General features: G+C 66.7%; 15 protein-coding genes. 9 read left to right on the forward strand and 6 right to left on the reverse strand.

The window, feature by feature from the left end:
* The first annotated feature begins 160 nt into the window (after positions 1 to 160).
* The 7 genes from dsbD to purH all read left to right on the forward strand — a co-directional run bounded on the left by dsbD (position 161) and on the right by purH (position 8,198).
* Positions 161 to 2,014, forward strand: coding sequence for a protein-disulfide reductase DsbD (dsbD, locus tag CK498_RS21320; RefSeq protein WP_095622875.1), 1,854 nt, complete (start codon positions 161 to 163; stop codon positions 2,012 to 2,014).
* Between the two features lie 214 nt (positions 2,015 to 2,228).
* Positions 2,229 to 2,699: an acetyl-CoA carboxylase biotin carboxyl carrier protein gene (accB, locus tag CK498_RS21325; protein ID WP_095622876.1), complete on the forward strand. Its 471-nt coding sequence runs from the start codon at positions 2,229 to 2,231 to the stop codon at positions 2,697 to 2,699.
* A gap of 21 nt (positions 2,700 to 2,720) precedes the next feature.
* Entirely contained in the window at positions 2,721 to 4,061 is a 1,341-nt protein-coding gene (gene accC / locus CK498_RS21330; RefSeq protein ID WP_095622877.1) for an acetyl-CoA carboxylase biotin carboxylase subunit, read from the forward strand.
* An 86-nt stretch (positions 4,062 to 4,147) separates the two neighbouring features.
* Complete coding sequence (gene prmA / locus CK498_RS21335) at positions 4,148 to 5,062, forward strand: 50S ribosomal protein L11 methyltransferase (protein ID WP_095622878.1); 915 nt, start codon at positions 4,148 to 4,150, stop codon at positions 5,060 to 5,062.
* A 105-nt stretch (positions 5,063 to 5,167) separates the two neighbouring features.
* Positions 5,168 to 6,208 carry a tRNA dihydrouridine synthase DusB gene (dusB, locus tag CK498_RS21340; RefSeq protein ID WP_095622879.1) on the forward strand — a complete coding sequence of 347 codons (1,041 nt, stop codon included), beginning with the start codon at positions 5,168 to 5,170 and terminating at the stop codon, positions 6,206 to 6,208.
* Positions 6,205 to 6,549 carry a DNA-binding transcriptional regulator Fis gene (fis, locus tag CK498_RS21345; RefSeq protein ID WP_217987829.1) on the forward strand — a complete coding sequence of 115 codons (345 nt, stop codon included), beginning with the start codon at positions 6,205 to 6,207 and terminating at the stop codon, positions 6,547 to 6,549. The genes dusB and fis overlap by 4 nt, the downstream gene beginning before the upstream one ends.
* 65 nt (positions 6,550 to 6,614) lie before the next feature.
* Positions 6,615 to 8,198 (forward strand): bifunctional phosphoribosylaminoimidazolecarboxamide formyltransferase/IMP cyclohydrolase, encoded by a 1,584-nt coding sequence (purH, locus tag CK498_RS21350; protein ID WP_095622880.1) that lies wholly within the window; start codon positions 6,615 to 6,617, stop codon positions 8,196 to 8,198.
* A 226-nt stretch (positions 8,199 to 8,424) separates the two neighbouring features.
* Here purH and CK498_RS21355 read toward each other — a convergent pair whose 3' ends face one another.
* From CK498_RS21355 to folE, 4 genes are all read right to left on the reverse strand, one after another.
* Positions 8,425 to 9,882, reverse strand: coding sequence for an NAD-dependent succinate-semialdehyde dehydrogenase (locus CK498_RS21355; RefSeq protein WP_095622881.1), 1,458 nt, complete (start codon positions 9,880 to 9,882; stop codon positions 8,425 to 8,427).
* A 90-nt stretch (positions 9,883 to 9,972) separates the two neighbouring features.
* Positions 9,973 to 10,251 carry a hypothetical protein gene (locus CK498_RS21360; RefSeq protein ID WP_217987830.1) on the reverse strand — a complete coding sequence of 93 codons (279 nt, stop codon included), beginning with the start codon at positions 10,249 to 10,251 and terminating at the stop codon, positions 9,973 to 9,975.
* An 85-nt stretch (positions 10,252 to 10,336) separates the two neighbouring features.
* Complete coding sequence (gene folX / locus CK498_RS21365) at positions 10,337 to 10,747, reverse strand: dihydroneopterin triphosphate 2'-epimerase (protein ID WP_095622883.1); 411 nt, start codon at positions 10,745 to 10,747, stop codon at positions 10,337 to 10,339.
* A 66-nt stretch (positions 10,748 to 10,813) separates the two neighbouring features.
* Positions 10,814 to 11,371, reverse strand: coding sequence for a GTP cyclohydrolase I FolE (folE, locus tag CK498_RS21370; protein WP_095622884.1), 558 nt, complete (start codon positions 11,369 to 11,371; stop codon positions 10,814 to 10,816).
* A 432-nt stretch (positions 11,372 to 11,803) separates the two neighbouring features.
* On the opposite strand from folE, the gene CK498_RS21375 reads away from it, so the two are divergent.
* Positions 11,804 to 12,379: a hypothetical protein gene (locus CK498_RS21375; protein WP_095622885.1), complete on the forward strand. Its 576-nt coding sequence runs from the start codon at positions 11,804 to 11,806 to the stop codon at positions 12,377 to 12,379.
* Here the strand turns inward: CK498_RS21375 and CK498_RS21380 are convergent.
* Positions 12,373 to 13,365 (reverse strand): serine/threonine protein kinase, encoded by a 993-nt coding sequence (locus CK498_RS21380; protein ID WP_095622886.1) that lies wholly within the window; start codon positions 13,363 to 13,365, stop codon positions 12,373 to 12,375. The genes CK498_RS21375 and CK498_RS21380 overlap by 7 nt on opposite strands.
* Before the next feature lie 279 nt (positions 13,366 to 13,644).
* Positions 13,645 to 14,322, reverse strand: a complete 678-nt coding sequence (locus CK498_RS21385) for a ComF family protein (RefSeq protein WP_229359167.1) — start codon at positions 14,320 to 14,322, stop codon at positions 13,645 to 13,647.
* A 125-nt stretch (positions 14,323 to 14,447) separates the two neighbouring features.
* On the opposite strand from CK498_RS21385, the gene bioB reads away from it, so the two are divergent.
* Positions 14,448 to 15,455, forward strand: coding sequence for a biotin synthase BioB (bioB, locus tag CK498_RS21390; RefSeq protein ID WP_095622888.1), 1,008 nt, complete (start codon positions 14,448 to 14,450; stop codon positions 15,453 to 15,455).
* Position 15,456: the final 1 nt, after the last annotated feature.

Raw genomic sequence — 15,456 nt, forward strand, 5'->3', positions numbered from 1 at the left:
AGAGGACAAATGGCCGCAGCGCAATGAATGCCCAGGCCCGCTTGAGGTATCCTAGCATGTGGTCGCCGCGCCGAGCGCCATCGGGAACGTCCGCTGGCGCCACCGGTCTCAAAGGCGTTTCGTCACCCCGGCAAGCCCATGGCCTAAGGATACTCCGTACGTGAACTCGCGCCTCGCCCTTCGCACCGCCCTCGCCTGGCTACTGCTGTTGACGCTGCCGGCCCTCGCCCAGGCGCAATGGTTCTCCTCCGGCGGCTCGTCGAGTCGCGACTTCCTGCCAGTCCACGAGGCCTTCGAGGCCAGCACCTGGCTGGATGGCGAGACTCTCTACGTCGGCATGCAGAGCGCCGACGACTACTATCTATACCGCCACCGTTTCGAGCTCGAGAGCCTCGATGAGGCGGTTACCCTGGGCGAGCCCGATCTGCCCCCCGGTGAGGCGCACAGCGACGAGTTCTTCGGCGATGTCTACGTCTTCTACCAGCCGGTGGTGCTGGAGATTCCCATCGAGGGCGGCGCCCCCGAGTCGCTGGCCTTCGCGCTGACCTTCCAGGGCTGTGCCGATGCCGGGCTCTGCTACCCCCCCGAACGCATCACCCTGGAGGCGATGCCCGGCTCGCCGCCAGCGCTATTCGCCTCCGCCCAGGCCGATGACGGCGCCGCCAACCAGCGCCCTGCCGCCCCCGATCTGCAGAGCGCCGACGGCCGCTTCAATGCGCTGCTGGCCGACGCCAGCCCACTGCTGATGATTGGCCTGTTCTTCCTTGCCGGCCTGGGGCTGACCTTTACCCCCTGCGTGCTACCGATGGTGCCGATTCTGTCGTCGATCATCGTCGGCCAGAACCCCAGCCGACCGCGCGCCCTTGCTCTCTCGGCCAGCTATGTCGCCGGCATGGCCGCCACCTATGCCGCCGTCGGGGTGCTGATGGGGCTGTTCGGTGCCGGGCTCAATCTCCAGGCGCGGCTGCAGTCGACGCCGGTGCTGATCACCTTCAGCGTACTGTTCGTAGTGTTTGCGCTGGCCATGCTGGGTGCCTTCAACCTGCGTCTATCACCGCGCCTGGCCGGACGCATCGATGCCTGGCAGGCCCGCGCCCAGCGCAGCGGCCCGCCCGGCCTGGCGCTGGCCGGGGCACTCTCGGTGCTGGTGGTCTCGCCCTGCGTATCGGCGCCGCTGGCCGGCGCCCTGGTGTTCATCTCGACCACCGGCGACGCCCTGCTGGGCGGCGCGGCGCTGCTCGCGCTGGCTCTGGGCATGGGCGTGCCGCTGCTGCTGGTGGGTACCTTCGGCACCACCCTGATGCCGCGCACCGGCGCCTGGATGAACGGCGTCAAGATCGCTTTCGGCGTGCTGCTGCTGGGGGTGGCGATCTGGCTGATTGAGCGGCTGCTGCCGCCGGCAGTAGCGCTGCTGCTGTGGTCGGCGCTGGCTATCGGTACCGCCCTGACCCTGGGAGCACTGCGCCTCAATGCGCCGCGCGGCTGGCCGCAGCTGCGCCAGGCCGCCGGGCTGATGCTGCTGATCTGGGGCATTGCGCTGGTGATCGGCGCCGCGCGTGGCGCCCAGGATCCGCTGCGCCCGCTGGCCACGCCGCCGGGTGTACTGGCCGAGCGCGGTGGCGCCGAACTGCCCACGCCGGTCAGCGTGACCCGCCTGGAGGAGCTCCAGCAGGCGCTGGCCGACGCCAGCCGCGATGGCCGACCGATCTTCGTCGACGTCACCGCCGACTGGTGCATCTCCTGCAAGCAGATGGAGCGCAACGTCTACCCCAGCGTGGCGAACCAGCTAGCCAACTTCCAGCGCATCCAGATCGATGTCACCGAGACCACCGCCGAGAGCCGCGAGCTGCTCGACCACTTCGGCCTGTTCGGCCCACCCAGCCTGCTGTTCTTCGACGGCGAGCACGAGATCCGCGAGGCACGCATTCTCGGCGAGGTGGGGCGTCGCGACTTCGCCCAGCACCTCGAGCAGTTGCTCGGCTGGCTCGAGCAACAGCGCGCCGCCACGACGTGATCATCGTCAAACATCTGTTCAACAGCCGGCTTCGGCGGCCATCGCCGTGGCACGCTGGACAAGCCTATCTTTTTTCGGCACACTCCTCGAACACTGTTTTCAACGGCCGATATCACGATATTTTTCAGGATCGTGTCGTTATCTAGACAGAGTCGGCGAAGGTTGACAGCGTCGCCGACCGGCCACGTACACCACCCCTGATCGAGACAGATTCATGGATATTCGCAAGGTCAAGAAGCTGATCGAGCTGCTGGAAGAGTCCAACATCAGCGAGATTGAAATTCAGGAAGGCGAAGAGTCGGTCCGTATCAGCCGCCACCCCAATGGCGCCACTTACCAGCACAGCATGCCGCAATACGCTATGCCGCCGACCGGCTACGCACCGCCCGCCGCCCCTCAGCCGGCACCCGCTGCCAGCGCCGAAGAGAGCAGCGCCCCGGCGCAGCATAGCGGCCACGCGGTGGCCTCGCCGATGGTCGGCACCTTCTATCGCGCCTCGGCGCCGGGCGCCAAGCCGTTCGTCGAAGTCGGCCAGAGCGTCAAGAAAGGCGATGCCATCTGCATCGTCGAGGCCATGAAGATGATGAATCAGATCGAAGCCGACCAGGACGGCGTGATCGAAGCCATTCTGGTCGAGGACGGTGAACCGGTCGAGTTCGACCAGCCGATGCTCATCATCAGCTAACCTCCAAGGGGCGCAACCATCATGTTGGACAAGGTACTCATCGCCAACCGCGGCGAGATCGCCCTGCGCATCCTGCGCGCCTGCAAGGAGCTGGGCATCAAGACCGTCGCGGTCCACTCCAAGGCCGACCGCGAGCTAATGCACGTGCGCCTGGCCGATGAAGCGGTGTGCATCGGGCCGGCCTCTTCGGCGCAGTCCTACCTCAATATCCCGGCGCTGATCAGCGCCGCCGAGGTCACCGACGCCAGCGCCATTCATCCCGGCTACGGCTTCCTTTCCGAAAACGCCAACTTCGCCGAACAGGTCGAGCGCTCCGGCTTCGTGTTCATCGGCCCGCGCGCCGAGACCATTCGCCTGATGGGCGACAAGGTCAGCGCCATCGAGGCGATGAAGAAAGCCGGCGTACCCACCGTCCCCGGCTCCGACGGGCCGGTACCCGACGATCCCCAGCAGACGCTGGCCATCGCCCGGCGCATCGGCTATCCGGTGATCATCAAGGCCGCCGCTGGCGGCGGCGGTCGCGGCATGCGCGTGGTGCATAGCGAAGCGCACCTGCTGTCGTCGATCAGCGTGACCCAGAACGAAGCCAACGCGGCATTCGGCGACGGCACCGTCTACATGGAGAAGTTTCTCGAGCATCCACGCCACGTCGAGGTACAGGTGCTGGCCGACGGCCAGGGCAACGCCGTGCATCTCTATGATCGTGACTGCTCGCTGCAGCGCCGCCACCAGAAGGTCCTCGAGGAGGCCCCGGCGCCGCATCTCGATCAGGAGGCCCGCGCGCGGGTGCTCAAGGCGTGCACCGACGCCTGCCTGACGATCAACTACCGCGGCGCGGGCACCTTCGAGTTCCTCTACGAGAACGGCCAGTTCTTCTTCATCGAGATGAACACCCGTGTCCAGGTCGAGCATCCGGTCACCGAGATGGTCACCGGCGTCGATATCGTCAAGGAGCAGTTGCGCATCGCCGCCGGCATGCCGCTGTCGATCACCCAGGACGACGTGCAGCTCAACGGCCACGCCTTCGAGTGCCGCATCAACGCCGAGGATTCGCGTACCTTCATGCCCTCGCCGGGCAAGGTCACGCTCTACCACGCCCCCGGTGGACTCGGCGTGCGCATGGACTCGCACCTCTACACCGGCTACAGCGTACCACCCCACTACGACTCGCTGATCGGCAAGCTGATCACCTGGGGCGCCAGCCGTGAGATCGCCCTGACCCGCATGCGCATCGCCCTCGACGAGCTGCTGGTGGAAGGCATCAAGACCAATATCGACCTGCAGAAAGACCTGGTGCGCGACAGCCACTTCCAGCAGGGCGGGGTCAATATCCACTATCTCGAGAAGAAGCTCGCCCAGTAACCGCTGGCGTGCTGGACGGGGCGGCCACTGGCCGCCCCGTTTGCGTGTAGCCGACACCGCTTACCGCCCATTCAGGAGGCTTGCCCATGCCCTGGCTGCAACTCAAGGCCCATACCGCCCCCGAGCACGCCGAACGGCTCGAGGAGCTGCTGCTCGATGAGGGAGCCAGCGCCATCACCCTGGAGGATGCCCACGACGACCCGGTGTTCGAGCCCGACCGCGGCACCACCCCGCTGTGGAACGAGACGGTGCTTACCGGCCTCTATGACGACCTCGAAGGGATCGACGCCATGCTCGAGCGGGTCCGCGAGGCGTGGGCGGTCGAGCTGCCCGACGAGCCATGTCCGGAGATCGAGGTCGAACTGCTCGCCGACCGCGACTGGGAGCGCGAGTGGATGGACGGCTTCACCCCGCTGCAGATGGGCCAGCGCCTGTGGATCGTGCCCAGCTGGCACGCTGCACCGGACCCCGATGCCGTCAACCTGCTGCTCGACCCAGGGCTGGCCTTCGGCACCGGCACTCACCCCACCACGGCACTCTGCCTGGCGTGGCTCGACGGCCTGGCGCTGGACGGCGAGCTCGACGCTCGCGAGGTGCTCGACGTCGGCTGCGGCTCGGGCATTCTGGCCATCGCCGCGCTCAAGCTCGGCGCCATGCACGCCGTGGGTACCGATATCGACCCCCAGGCGCTGACCGCCAGCCGCGACAACGCCGCGCGCAACGCCGTGGACGAACAACGTTTCGCCCTGCACTACCCCGAGCAGCTCGACGACGCACGACGCTTCGACGTGGTGGTGGCCAATATCCTCGCCGGGCCACTGGTCGAGCTGGCGGCGATGATCGCCGGCCACGTCGCGCCGGGTGGGCGCCTGGCGCTATCCGGGATCCTCGCCCAGCAGGCCGACGAGGTGCTCGACGCCTACCGCGCCCAGGGCCTAGCGATGGATGAACCGGCGAGCCGCGACGGCTGGGTGCGATTGAGCGGCCGGCGGCCCGCTTGAATGCCCCTCGGCCGGGCTGGCTGAATGTCCATCTTCACCCGCGGGCGGGGGGTGGGTATGATATGCCCCCCTTGATGACGATTGACCATGATCGAACGAGCCCCGATGCCCATTGACGCCTCGGCGCTGCCGTCTATCGGCCGCCACCGCCTGCCCAACCGCGTGATCCTGGCCCCCATGGCCGGTGTCACCGACCGCCCCTTCCGGCAGCTGTGCCGGCGGCTGGGCGCCGGGCTGGTGGTCGGCGAGATGGTCACCTCCGACCCCAGCCTGTGGCACACCCGCAAGTCGCGGCTGCGCATGGACCATCGCGGCGAGCCCGGCCCTCGCGCGGTGCAGATCGCCGGCGGCGACGCCGCCATGCTGGCCGAGGCGGCACGCCTGAATGCCGCCCAGGGCGCCGAGATCATCGACATCAACATGGGCTGCCCGGCCAAGAAGGTGTGCAACAAGGCCGCCGGCTCGGCGCTACTCCGCGACGAGCGGCTGGTGGCCGAGATCCTCGACGCCGTGGTCGCCGCAGTGAACGTGCCGGTGACGCTCAAGATCCGCACCGGCTGGTGCGCCGAGAGCCGCAACGGCGAGCGGGTCGCGCGGCTTGCCGAGGACGCCGGCATCCAGGCGCTGGCGGTACACGGCCGCACCCGCGAGCAGCGCTATAACGGCCACGCCGAATACGACACCATCGCCGCGATCAAGGCCGCGGTGTCGATTCCGGTGTTCGCCAACGGCGATATCGACTCGCCCGAGAAAGCCGCCCGAATCATCGACTATACTGGTGCGGATGCGGTGATGGTGGGTCGCGGTGCCCAGGGCAATCCCTGGCTGTTCGCCGAGATCGACCACTACCTGCGCCACGGCCAGCGGCTCACTGCACCTAGCGCAGCGGAACGCCGCGAGGTGATGCTCGACCACCTCGCCAGCTTGCACGATTTCTACGGCGAGCACATGGGCGTGCGCATTGCGCGCAAGCACCTCGGCTGGTACCTGGCCCGGCATGCGCCGGACGCCTCCACCGTCAAGCGTCAGCGTGCGCATTTCAATGCCCTGGAGAGCCCCCGGGCACAGCGAGACTTCGTGGACCAACTGTTTCGTCATCCCGCCGCCGTGCGGTCGATGACGTCGAATGGAATCAGCGCAGCATGACCAGCAGGCAACCCACACAGCCAGGCTCCTTGATGGCCGCGGCCCAGGAATCCCTCGACCTCGCCGCGGCGCTGCCCAGCGATAGCGAGCGCGCGCTTGCCGCCACGCCCACCGACCGGCCGCTGCGCGAGGCGGTAGACGTCGCCATGCGACGCTACTTCGCCCACCTCGATGGCGAATCGGTCACCGACCTCTACGCCATGGTGCTGGCCGAGGTCGAGGCGCCGCTGCTCACTGCGGTGATGGAGCACGTCGACGGCAACCAGACCCGCGCCGCCGACATGCTGGGCCTCAACCGCGGCACGCTGCGCAAGAAGCTCAAGCAGTACGACCTGATCTGAGATCCTGAGGGAGCCCCACGCGGCTCCCTCGCTGTTTAATGATTCACTAAGCTGAGAGTACTCCCATGCCCCACTCCGCCTCCTCGCTTGCCGTTCGCCGCGCCCTGCTCAGCGTCTCCGACAAGACCGGTATCGTCGACTTCGCCCGCGGGCTGAGCGAACACGGCGTCGAGCTGCTCTCCACCGGCGGCACCTACCGCCTGCTGCAGGAGAACGGTATCGCAGTCACCGAAGTCTCGGCCCACACCGGCTTCCCCGAAATCATGGACGGCCGGGTCAAGACCCTGCATCCCAAGATCCACGGTGGCATTCTGGGTCGCCGCGGCCAGGACGACGCGGTGATGGCCGAGCACGGCATCGATCCCATCGACATGGTGGTGGTCAACCTCTACCCCTTCGCCAGCACCGTTGCCAAGCCCGACTGCACGCTGACGGATGCCATCGAGAATATCGATATCGGCGGCCCGACCATGGTCCGCGCCTGCGCCAAGAACCATGCCCACACCACCATCGTGGTCAACGCCGAGGACTATGCCCGGGTGCTCGGCGAGCTGGCCGCCCACCACGGCGCCGTGAGCGAGGAGACCCGCTTCGACCTCGCAGTGCGCGCCTTCGAGCATACCGCCGGCTACGACGCCGCCATCGCCGACTACCTGGGCCGCCGGGTACCCGGCGGCGAGGATGGCTTCCCGCGTACCTACAACCTGCAGTTCCACAAGAAGCAGAGCATGCGCTATGGCGAGAATCCGCACCAGAATGCGGCCTTCTACGTCGAGGCCGATGCCAGCGAGGCAAGCGTCGCCACCGCCACCCAGCTGCAGGGCAAGGCACTGTCGTTCAATAACGTCGCTGACACCGACGCCGCCTTCGAATGCGTCAAAGCCTTCACCGACACCGCTTGCGTGATCGTCAAGCACGCCAACCCCTGCGGTGTGGCGGTGGGTGCCAACGCCCAGGAGGCCTACGACAAGGCCTTCGCCACCGACCCCACCAGCGCCTTTGGCGGTATCATCGCCTTCAACGTGGCGCTCGACGCCGACACCGCCCGCGCCATCATCGACCGCCAGTTCGTCGAGGTGATCATCGCCCCCGGGGTCAGCGAAGAGGCCCGCGCCATCGTCGCCGAGAAGGCCAATGTGCGCCTGCTCGACGTGGCCGACCACTGGCCCGGTGAGCGCGAACATGCTCACGACCTCAAGCGTGTCACCGGCGGCCTGCTGGTTCAGGACCGCGACCTGGGCATGGTCGGCCGCGACGAGGTGACCGTGGTCAGCGAGCGAGTGCCCAGCGAGCAGGAACTGCGCGACCTGGCGTTCGCCTGGAAGGTCGCCAAGTACGTCAAGTCCAACGCCATCGTCTACGCCAAGCACGGCCAGACCGTCGGCGTCGGCGCCGGCCAGATGAGCCGCGTCTACTCGGCGCGCATCGCCGGTATCAAGGCCGCCGACGAAGGCCTCTCGGTACCCGGTTCGGTGATGGCCAGCGACGCCTTCTTCCCGTTCCGCGACGGCATCGACGCCGCCGCCGCCGCCGGCATTACCGCGGTGATCCAGCCCGGCGGCTCGATGCGCGACCAGGAGGTGATCGACGCCGCCAATGAGGCGGGCATTGCCATGGTGTTCACCGGTATGCGCCACTTCAAGCACTGAGGAGATGAAAACGCTGGATCTCGGTCATGCGTCGTTGAAAGTCGGCATCAAGATGCTCATTTGCAACAGCAAACTCCGCTCTTTCGCCGACTTTCGCCTAGCCTGACCATCGCCCAGCGGTTTTCTCGAACAGTGCTTAATTAGAAAACCCCATTGGCCTAGGCCAATGGGGTTTTCTGTTCTTAAAGCTTATGAACTATGGCTTCCAGCTCCGGGCGGAGCCCGGTCAGCCGAGATCGATACACAGGTACTTGGTCTCGACGAACTCTTCGAGCCCCTCGCGGCCGCCTTCGCGGCCCAGGCCGGAGGCCTTGACCCCGCCGAACGGCGTTGCCGGGTTGGAGATCAGGCCGGTGTTGATGCCCACCATGCCGTACTCGAGCGCCTCGGCGACGCGCCATACCCGGCCCAGGTCGCGGGAGTAGAAGTAGGCCGCCAGGCCATACTCGGTGGCGTTGGCCATGGTGATGGCGTCCTCTTCGTCATCGAAGGGGAACACCGCGGCGAGCGGCCCGAAGGTCTCTTCGTGGGCGACCTTCATGCTGTCGTTGGCGGCACTGATCAGGGTCGGGGTGAAGAAGTTGCCGCCCAGCGGGTGAGGGTTGCCGCCAAGCAGCAGCTCGGCGCCCTTGTCGACCGCGTCGTGGACGTGGTCGCTGACCTTGTCGACGCCGTCGCGGTCGATCAGCGGGCCGATATTGATGCCCTCCTGAGTGCCGTCGCCGACGTGCAGTTCGCTGTTCATGGCCACCGCCAGCTTCTCGCAGAAGGCATTGACCACGCTCGATTGGACCAGGAACCGGTTGGTACATACGCAGGTCTGGCCAGCGTTGCGGAACTTGGCGGCCATGGCGCCGTCAACGGCGGCATCGAGATCGGCATCCTCGAACACGATGAACGGCGCATTGCCGCCCAGCTCCAGCGAGATCTTCTGGATATGCTGGGACGCCTGGGCCATCAGCGTACGGCCGACTTCTGTGGAGCCGGTGAAAGTGATCTTGCGCACCACCGGCGACTCGGTAAGCGCCGCGGCGATCTCCGAGGCGCGGCCGGGCACCACGTTGAACACCCCGCGCGGCACCCCGGCGCGCTCGGCCAGCAGCGCCAGCGCGGTTGCCGAGAACGGTGTCTGGCTGGCCGGCTTGACCACGATCGGGCAGCCGGCGGCCAGCGCCGCGCCGGCCTTGCGGGTGATCATCGCCGCCGGGAAGTTCCACGGCGTGATCGCGCCAACCACGCCCACCGGCTGCTTGGTGACCACCACCCGCTGGTTGGCGCTGGCGGCCGGGATCGTCTCGCCATAGATGCGCCGCGCCTCCTCGGCGAACCAACGCAGGAAACTCGCCGCGTAGCCGATTTCGCCGGCGGCCTCCTTGAGCGGCTTGCCCTGCTCGAGGGTCATGATGGTGGCCAGCTCCTGCTGATGCTCATGCATCAGGTCGTGCCACTTCATCAGAATATCGGCACGCTCGAGTGCGGTCAGCGCACGCCAGGCCGGAAAGGCAGCCTCGGCGGCAGTGATTGCCCGCTCGGTTTCGGCGCGGCCCAGGCGCGGCACGCGGCCGATGGCCTCGCCACTGGCCGGGTTGATGACGTCGATCTGTTCGCCGCTGTCGGCGGCGACCCAACTGCCATCGATATAGGCAAAGGGACGATATAACGGACTGTCTTGCAGGGATGACATGATGTTCTCCTTTCCATCATTGCGCCGCGTATGCGGCGCACGGGATGATGCGAAACGGGGCACGCAGGGGTAGCTTGGGACATGAGGGCATCACGTTGCCAGGGACGGCTCGACCAGCGCCGCAAGGGTCGCAACGACGATGGCCAGCGCCACCGCCAGCCAGCAGAACGCACGTCCTTTATAGCGTAGCGGATCGCGTCGAATCTGGCGCAACCCGATCAGCGCCAGCACCGCAGCGGCGATGTTCAGCGGCGGCAGGCGCCCTTCAAAGAATAGGGCCACGAAGGCGGTAATGATCGCCGCCACCGCGAAACCGGCATAGCGCTTGCGGGGCGGATGGGGCTCGGCGGGGGTCTCGGCGTCTGACAAGCCAGCGTCTCCGGGCTGCAGTGAAGGCTCCATGCTAAGCCGACTGACTCCCGGAAACCAACCCCGCGGCGACACGCGAACGGGTTTACTCGCTGCGGCGGATCTCGCGGGTGTCCGACAGCGTGATCGACACCGAGTCGGCGAAGCGCAACGCATGGGGTTTGTCGATCTCGACCTGGGCGGTCAGCACCTGCTGGTAGGACATGATGATGTCGAGCACTTCACGGGTCATGCGCTCCAGCAGCAGAAAGCGATTCTCTTCGACATGGGCAATGACGTGCTTGGTGATGGTGCGGTAGTTGAGCGCCTGATCGATATGATTGAACTGCACCGCCCGATCGGCCCGATAACGAATGGTGGCATTGATCACCACGTCCTGGCGGTTCTTGATCTCGTCTTCCTTGATGCCGATATGGGTACGCAGTCGCAGGTTCTTGATGCGAATGCTCGCCAGGTCGTGGTCAAGATGCTGGTCGTCGAGCGCGTGCAATGCCATGGGCGGTCCTCCTCGGGCCGGTAGCGAAACTCGGATGGATCCAGCGCAGGATAGCGGCTGGGCGTTTCAGCGTCCGTTGACCAAGGTAAGAAACTCCTGACGCGTCGGCTGATTCTCACGGAAGGCGCCCAGCATCACCGAACTGGTCATGCTCGAGTTCTGCTTCTCGACCCCGCGCATCATCATGCACATGTGCTTGGCTTCTATGACCACCGCCACCCCGCGTGCCCCGGTCACCTGCAGCACCGCTTCGGCGATCTGGCGGGTGAGGTTCTCCTGTATCTGCATGCGTCGCGCATACATGTCGACGATGCGCGCAAACTTGGATAGCCCCAACACCCGGCCGTTGGGCAGGTAGGCGATGTGGCACTTGCCGATGAACGGCAGCAGGTGGTGCTCGCACATCGAGTAGAGCTCGATATCCTTGACCAGCACCATCTCGTCGGTTTCCGATTCGAACACCGCACCGTTGATCAACTCTTCGAGCGACTGATGATAACCGCGAGTCAGGAACTGCATGGCCTTGGCGGCCCGCTTGGGGGTATCGCGCAGGCCTTCGCGCTGGGGGTCTTCGCCCAGCCCGGAGATGATATGGCGATAGTGGTTGGCGAGCTCTTCGGTCATGAGGGGGCCTATATGCTGGTATCACCCTGGGTCGTCAAGGGTGTGTTGCACTACTGTGATATACAAAATATATACAGCAATTATGTTTTGTACAATGACGTGACGCATAGCGACCAATTCTAAGCCCTGGGACCAGACCCGTCGAGCCGCGGAGCGAGGCGATCTCGGATAAGCAGCACAGGCTCTAATGGATCCGGCGACAGGCCTGCGAGGGGGCGCTGTAAACCCATCCCTGGGCGCTACCTTGCGCCATCCATGGCGCAAACCCCCTCTTCGGCCTGTCCCCGGCGTCCTTAGCCGCGATAAATGGGATACCCCGACTGGGCCTGCCGAGATGCAGTGACATCATGTCACGCCCCGCCCGGCTGCAGCCGAACCTGGCTGTGGTAGACTTCTGCCACCCTGCCATGAGTCCAAGCGAGTTTACCGGGAATGATCAAGTCAACGCGCTCCACGCTGGCCCTGTTCGCCGTCGCCATGAGCCTGCCGCTAGCCGCCCAGGCCGGCACGCTATCGCTCCCCGCCGGCGCCAGCGTGGCCGTGGAAGTCATCGATACCACATCCCTCGATGTCAATAACACCAGCCAGTCCGACGTCCTGCTCAAGCCCACTGCAGCTGCCAGCGGCGAGTACGACCTGCCCAACCACTGCCTGATCACCGCCGATGCGCGACTCGACGGCGAGCGCATCCGTCTCAGTGCCAGCACCCTGACCTGCATCGAGGCCAGCGCCGACGACAGCGAGATCTTCAGCGGCGACCTCTCGGCCACCGCCGAGGATCTCGACGGCAATATCGGCGTACCCGCCTGTGTCGAGGGCAGTGGCAGCGATTGCCAGCGCGCCGAACTCGTTCCCGGCGAGGCCTTCCAACTGCGCCTACGCGGCGAGCTCGCCCTGGAGGCCCAGGAGAATCCCTCGGCGCAGATCAACGAGCGTCGCCGCCAGGCCAACGGCGAAGGCGTTGCCAACCCGGTGCCCGGCGAACGCCCCGACCCCGAGGCTCAGTAATCGGCCAGCCAGCGCGGGTGCTGCTCCAGCGCCTGGCGCTGCTGCTCGAGGCTGCGGATATGCTGGTCCCAGTAGCCCTCCTCGGCGGCCCAGGGGAAGGCCCGCGGAAACGCCGGGTCTTCCCAGCGTGCGGTGAGCCAGGCGCTGTGGCGCAGTAGCCGCAGCGTGCGCAGCGGCTCGATCAGCACAAGCTCGCCTCGCGGAAAGTCCGCCTCCTGCTCATAGCCTTCGACAATCTCCGAGAGCTGCCACTGCAGCTCTTCCGGCGTCTGGGCGGTGAGCAGCATCCATAGATCCTGCACCCGCGGCCCCATCAGCGCATCGTCGAAGTCGACCAGGCTGAAATCGGCGTCGCGCCCCAGCATATTACCGAGGTGGCAGTCGCCGTGTAGACGAATGACCGACTGCGCCGGCCAGGTGTGCCCGCGCAGTAGCTTGGCCAACTCAGCGCTGATGCGCGCATAGGCGTCGCGTTGGCGGCGCGTCAGCCAGGGGCCGCCCAGCACGGTGGCGCGCCCCTCCTCGACCATCTCGGTCAGGTTCAGGTTCAGGCGGGTGGTGAAAGCGCGCCGCGCGCCTACGGCATGCACCTTGCCGATCAGCTCACCCAGTGCGAACAGGTGCTCGGGATTCTCGAGCTCCGGGGCCTGGCCAGGCACCTGGGGAAACAGCGTCAGGCGAAAACCCTCCCAGTGATGCAGCGTCTCCCCGGCGGCATTGCGCCAGGGCGCGGCCACCGGCACGCCGGCCTCGGCCAGTTCGAGCAGGAAGTCGTGCTCCTCCTGGATCTGGGCATCGCTCCAGCGTCCCGGGCGGTAGAACTTGGCCACCCAGCGGCGGCGCTCGTCGTCGCTCAACAGAAATACCCGGTTTTCGTAGCTGTTGAGCGCGAAGGGCTCGCCGGGCAGCCACAGGCCCAGCGACTCCACCGCCGCCACGATGCGCGCCGGGCTGAGCCGTTCGAAGGGGTGAGGGGTGTCCGCCATGCTCGGCTCCTGAGGGGGAAAGCCTGGCATCTTAGCAGTCGCTGGCCGTGCCTGCCGAGATGGCATTCATTGACCTTGGAGCCGATCGCCACTGCCAGCGAGGGACGCCGGGGGCAGGTCGAAGAGGGGGTTTCGATGCCATGGATGGCATCGGTAGCGCCCAGGGATGGTTTACAGCGCCCCCTCGTAGACCTGCCGACGGATCAGTCCCGAGCGGCGCCAGGCTTATCGGTGGCCCGGCGTCCCTCGCTCTGAAGTTATGGCAGCCACCCAATCCCCTCACTGTCGCGGCGTGCGCGCCACCGCCCATACCTCCACCAGCGTCGCGCCGCGGGCCTGGCAGGCCTGGGCCAAGGCCTCGCAGGTCGCCCCGGTGGTGACGATATCGTCGAGGATGGCGACATGCGCCGGCAGCACCTGCTCGACGCTGAAGGCCCCCTTGAGGTTGTCGCGCCGCGCCTTGCGGCTCAGGCCCACCTGGCTCGGCGTATGCCGCAGCCGCTGCGCCTTGACCAACGGCAGTCCCAGGCGCCGAGCCAGCCGCTCGGCCAGCCAGGCGACCTGGTCGAAACCTCGCTCTCGGGCACGCCGCGAATGCAGCGGCACCGCCACCAGCGCCTCGGGCAGCTGCTCCACCCCGCGCAACTGGCGCTCGAGCAGCGCCAACAGCACCGCCCCCGCCCGCGGCGATGCCGAGAACTTGAAACTCTGGACCAACAGCGCCACCTCGTCGCGGTAGCGCAATGCCACCCGCGCACGTACGAAACTCGGCGGCTGGCTGAGGCAGGCACCGCAGACCAGGCCGGATGGCGTCAATGGCGGCAGCGGTTCAGCACAGCGCGGGCAAGCCGGCAGGTTCCATGGCAGCGCCACCAGGCACGCCTCGCACCAGGGCGCATCCGAAGCCGCGGGGCCCCGGCAGAAGTGGCAGCGCCCGGGCAGCGCACTGCGCAGCATCCGGTCAACCCTACCCAGACAACGAGTTGACAGCGTCGACATAGTCCCTATCATCAGGCACACACCCCTGTTAACTCATGACTGATCTCATGTTAACTGAGCCATCAGCCCCAGCGGACCCTACCATGACCCTAGCCAGCGATACCGCTCCGCGCCACGACTGGCGCCTCGACGAGATCCAGGCGCTGTTCGCGCTGCCCTTCAACGACCTGCTGTTTCGCGCCCAGCAGGTGCACCGTGCCCACTTCGACGCCAACGCCGTGCAGGTCGCCACCCTGCTCTCGATCAAGACCGGCGCCTGCCCGGAAGACTGCAAGTACTGCCCGCAATCGGGCCACTACAACACCGGCCTGGGCAAGGAAAAACTGATGGAAGTCGAGCGGGTGGTGGACCAGGCCGCCGCCGCCAAGGCCGCCGGCGCCAGCCGCTTCTGCATGGGCGCGGCCTGGCGCAGCCCCCGCGAGCGCGACCTCGACGTGGTGCTGGAGATGGTCAAGCGGGTCAAGGCGCTGGGGCTGGAGACCTGCATGACGCTGGGCATGCTCGACGGCGAGCAGGCCGACCGGCTGGCCGCGGCGGGGCTCGACTACTACAACCACAACCTCGACACCTCGCCGGAGTACTACGGCGAGATCATCACCACCCGCGGCTATGCCGAGCGCCTCGAGACCCTGGGCAGCGTGCGCCAGGCGGGGATGAAGATCTGCTCCGGCGGCATCCTCGGCATGGGCGAGGCGCCTTCCGATCGCGCCGGGCTGTTGCAGCAGCTGGCGCGGCTCGACCCACACCCCGAGTCGGTGCCGATCAACATGCTGGTCAAGGTACCCGGCACGCCACTCGAAAACGTCGACGACCTGGACCCGATCGAGTTCATCCGCGCCATCGCCGTGGCGCGCATTCTGATGCCCAAGAGCCATGTGCGGCTCTCCGCCGGTCGCGAGCAGATGAGTGAGTCGACCCAGGCGCTGGCCTTCCTGGCCGGGGCCAACTCGATCTTCCACGGCGACACCCTGCTGACCACCGAGAATCCCGCCGTGGCCCGCGACCAGGCGCTGTTCGATAAGCTCGGCCTGCACCCGGAACGCCCGCTCTACTACGATGCCAGCGCGGCACGCGCCGCCGAGCCCGCCTAGC

Origin of the sequence: Halomonas salipaludis (assembly GCF_002286975.1) — a bacterium.
Taxonomy (GTDB): Bacteria; Pseudomonadota; Gammaproteobacteria; order Pseudomonadales; family Halomonadaceae; genus Franzmannia; species Franzmannia salipaludis.

Excerpts from the sequence above, each read along its gene's own strand:
- fis (WP_217987829.1), top strand. The coding sequence starts at position 6,205 with ATGACCAGCAGGCAACCCACACAGCCAGGCTCCTTGATGGCCGCGGCC.
- folX (WP_095622883.1), bottom strand. The coding sequence starts at position 10,747 with ATGGCATTGCACGCGCTCGACGACCAGCATCTTGACCACGACCTGGCG.
- accC (WP_095622877.1), top strand. The coding sequence starts at position 2,721 with ATGTTGGACAAGGTACTCATCGCCAACCGCGGCGAGATCGCCCTGCGC.
- CK498_RS21375 (WP_095622885.1), top strand. The coding sequence starts at position 11,804 with ATGATCAAGTCAACGCGCTCCACGCTGGCCCTGTTCGCCGTCGCCATG.
- prmA (WP_095622878.1), top strand. The coding sequence starts at position 4,148 with ATGCCCTGGCTGCAACTCAAGGCCCATACCGCCCCCGAGCACGCCGAA.
- bioB (WP_095622888.1), top strand. The coding sequence starts at position 14,448 with ATGACCCTAGCCAGCGATACCGCTCCGCGCCACGACTGGCGCCTCGAC.
- CK498_RS21385 (WP_229359167.1), bottom strand. The coding sequence starts at position 14,322 with ATGCTGCGCAGTGCGCTGCCCGGGCGCTGCCACTTCTGCCGGGGCCCC.
- CK498_RS21355 (WP_095622881.1), bottom strand. The coding sequence starts at position 9,882 with ATGTCATCCCTGCAAGACAGTCCGTTATATCGTCCCTTTGCCTATATC.
- purH (WP_095622880.1), top strand. The coding sequence starts at position 6,615 with ATGCCCCACTCCGCCTCCTCGCTTGCCGTTCGCCGCGCCCTGCTCAGC.
- folE (WP_095622884.1), bottom strand. The coding sequence starts at position 11,371 with ATGACCGAAGAGCTCGCCAACCACTATCGCCATATCATCTCCGGGCTG.
- dusB (WP_095622879.1), top strand. The coding sequence starts at position 5,168 with ATGCCCATTGACGCCTCGGCGCTGCCGTCTATCGGCCGCCACCGCCTG.
- CK498_RS21380 (WP_095622886.1), bottom strand. The coding sequence starts at position 13,365 with ATGGCGGACACCCCTCACCCCTTCGAACGGCTCAGCCCGGCGCGCATC.
- accB (WP_095622876.1), top strand. The coding sequence starts at position 2,229 with ATGGATATTCGCAAGGTCAAGAAGCTGATCGAGCTGCTGGAAGAGTCC.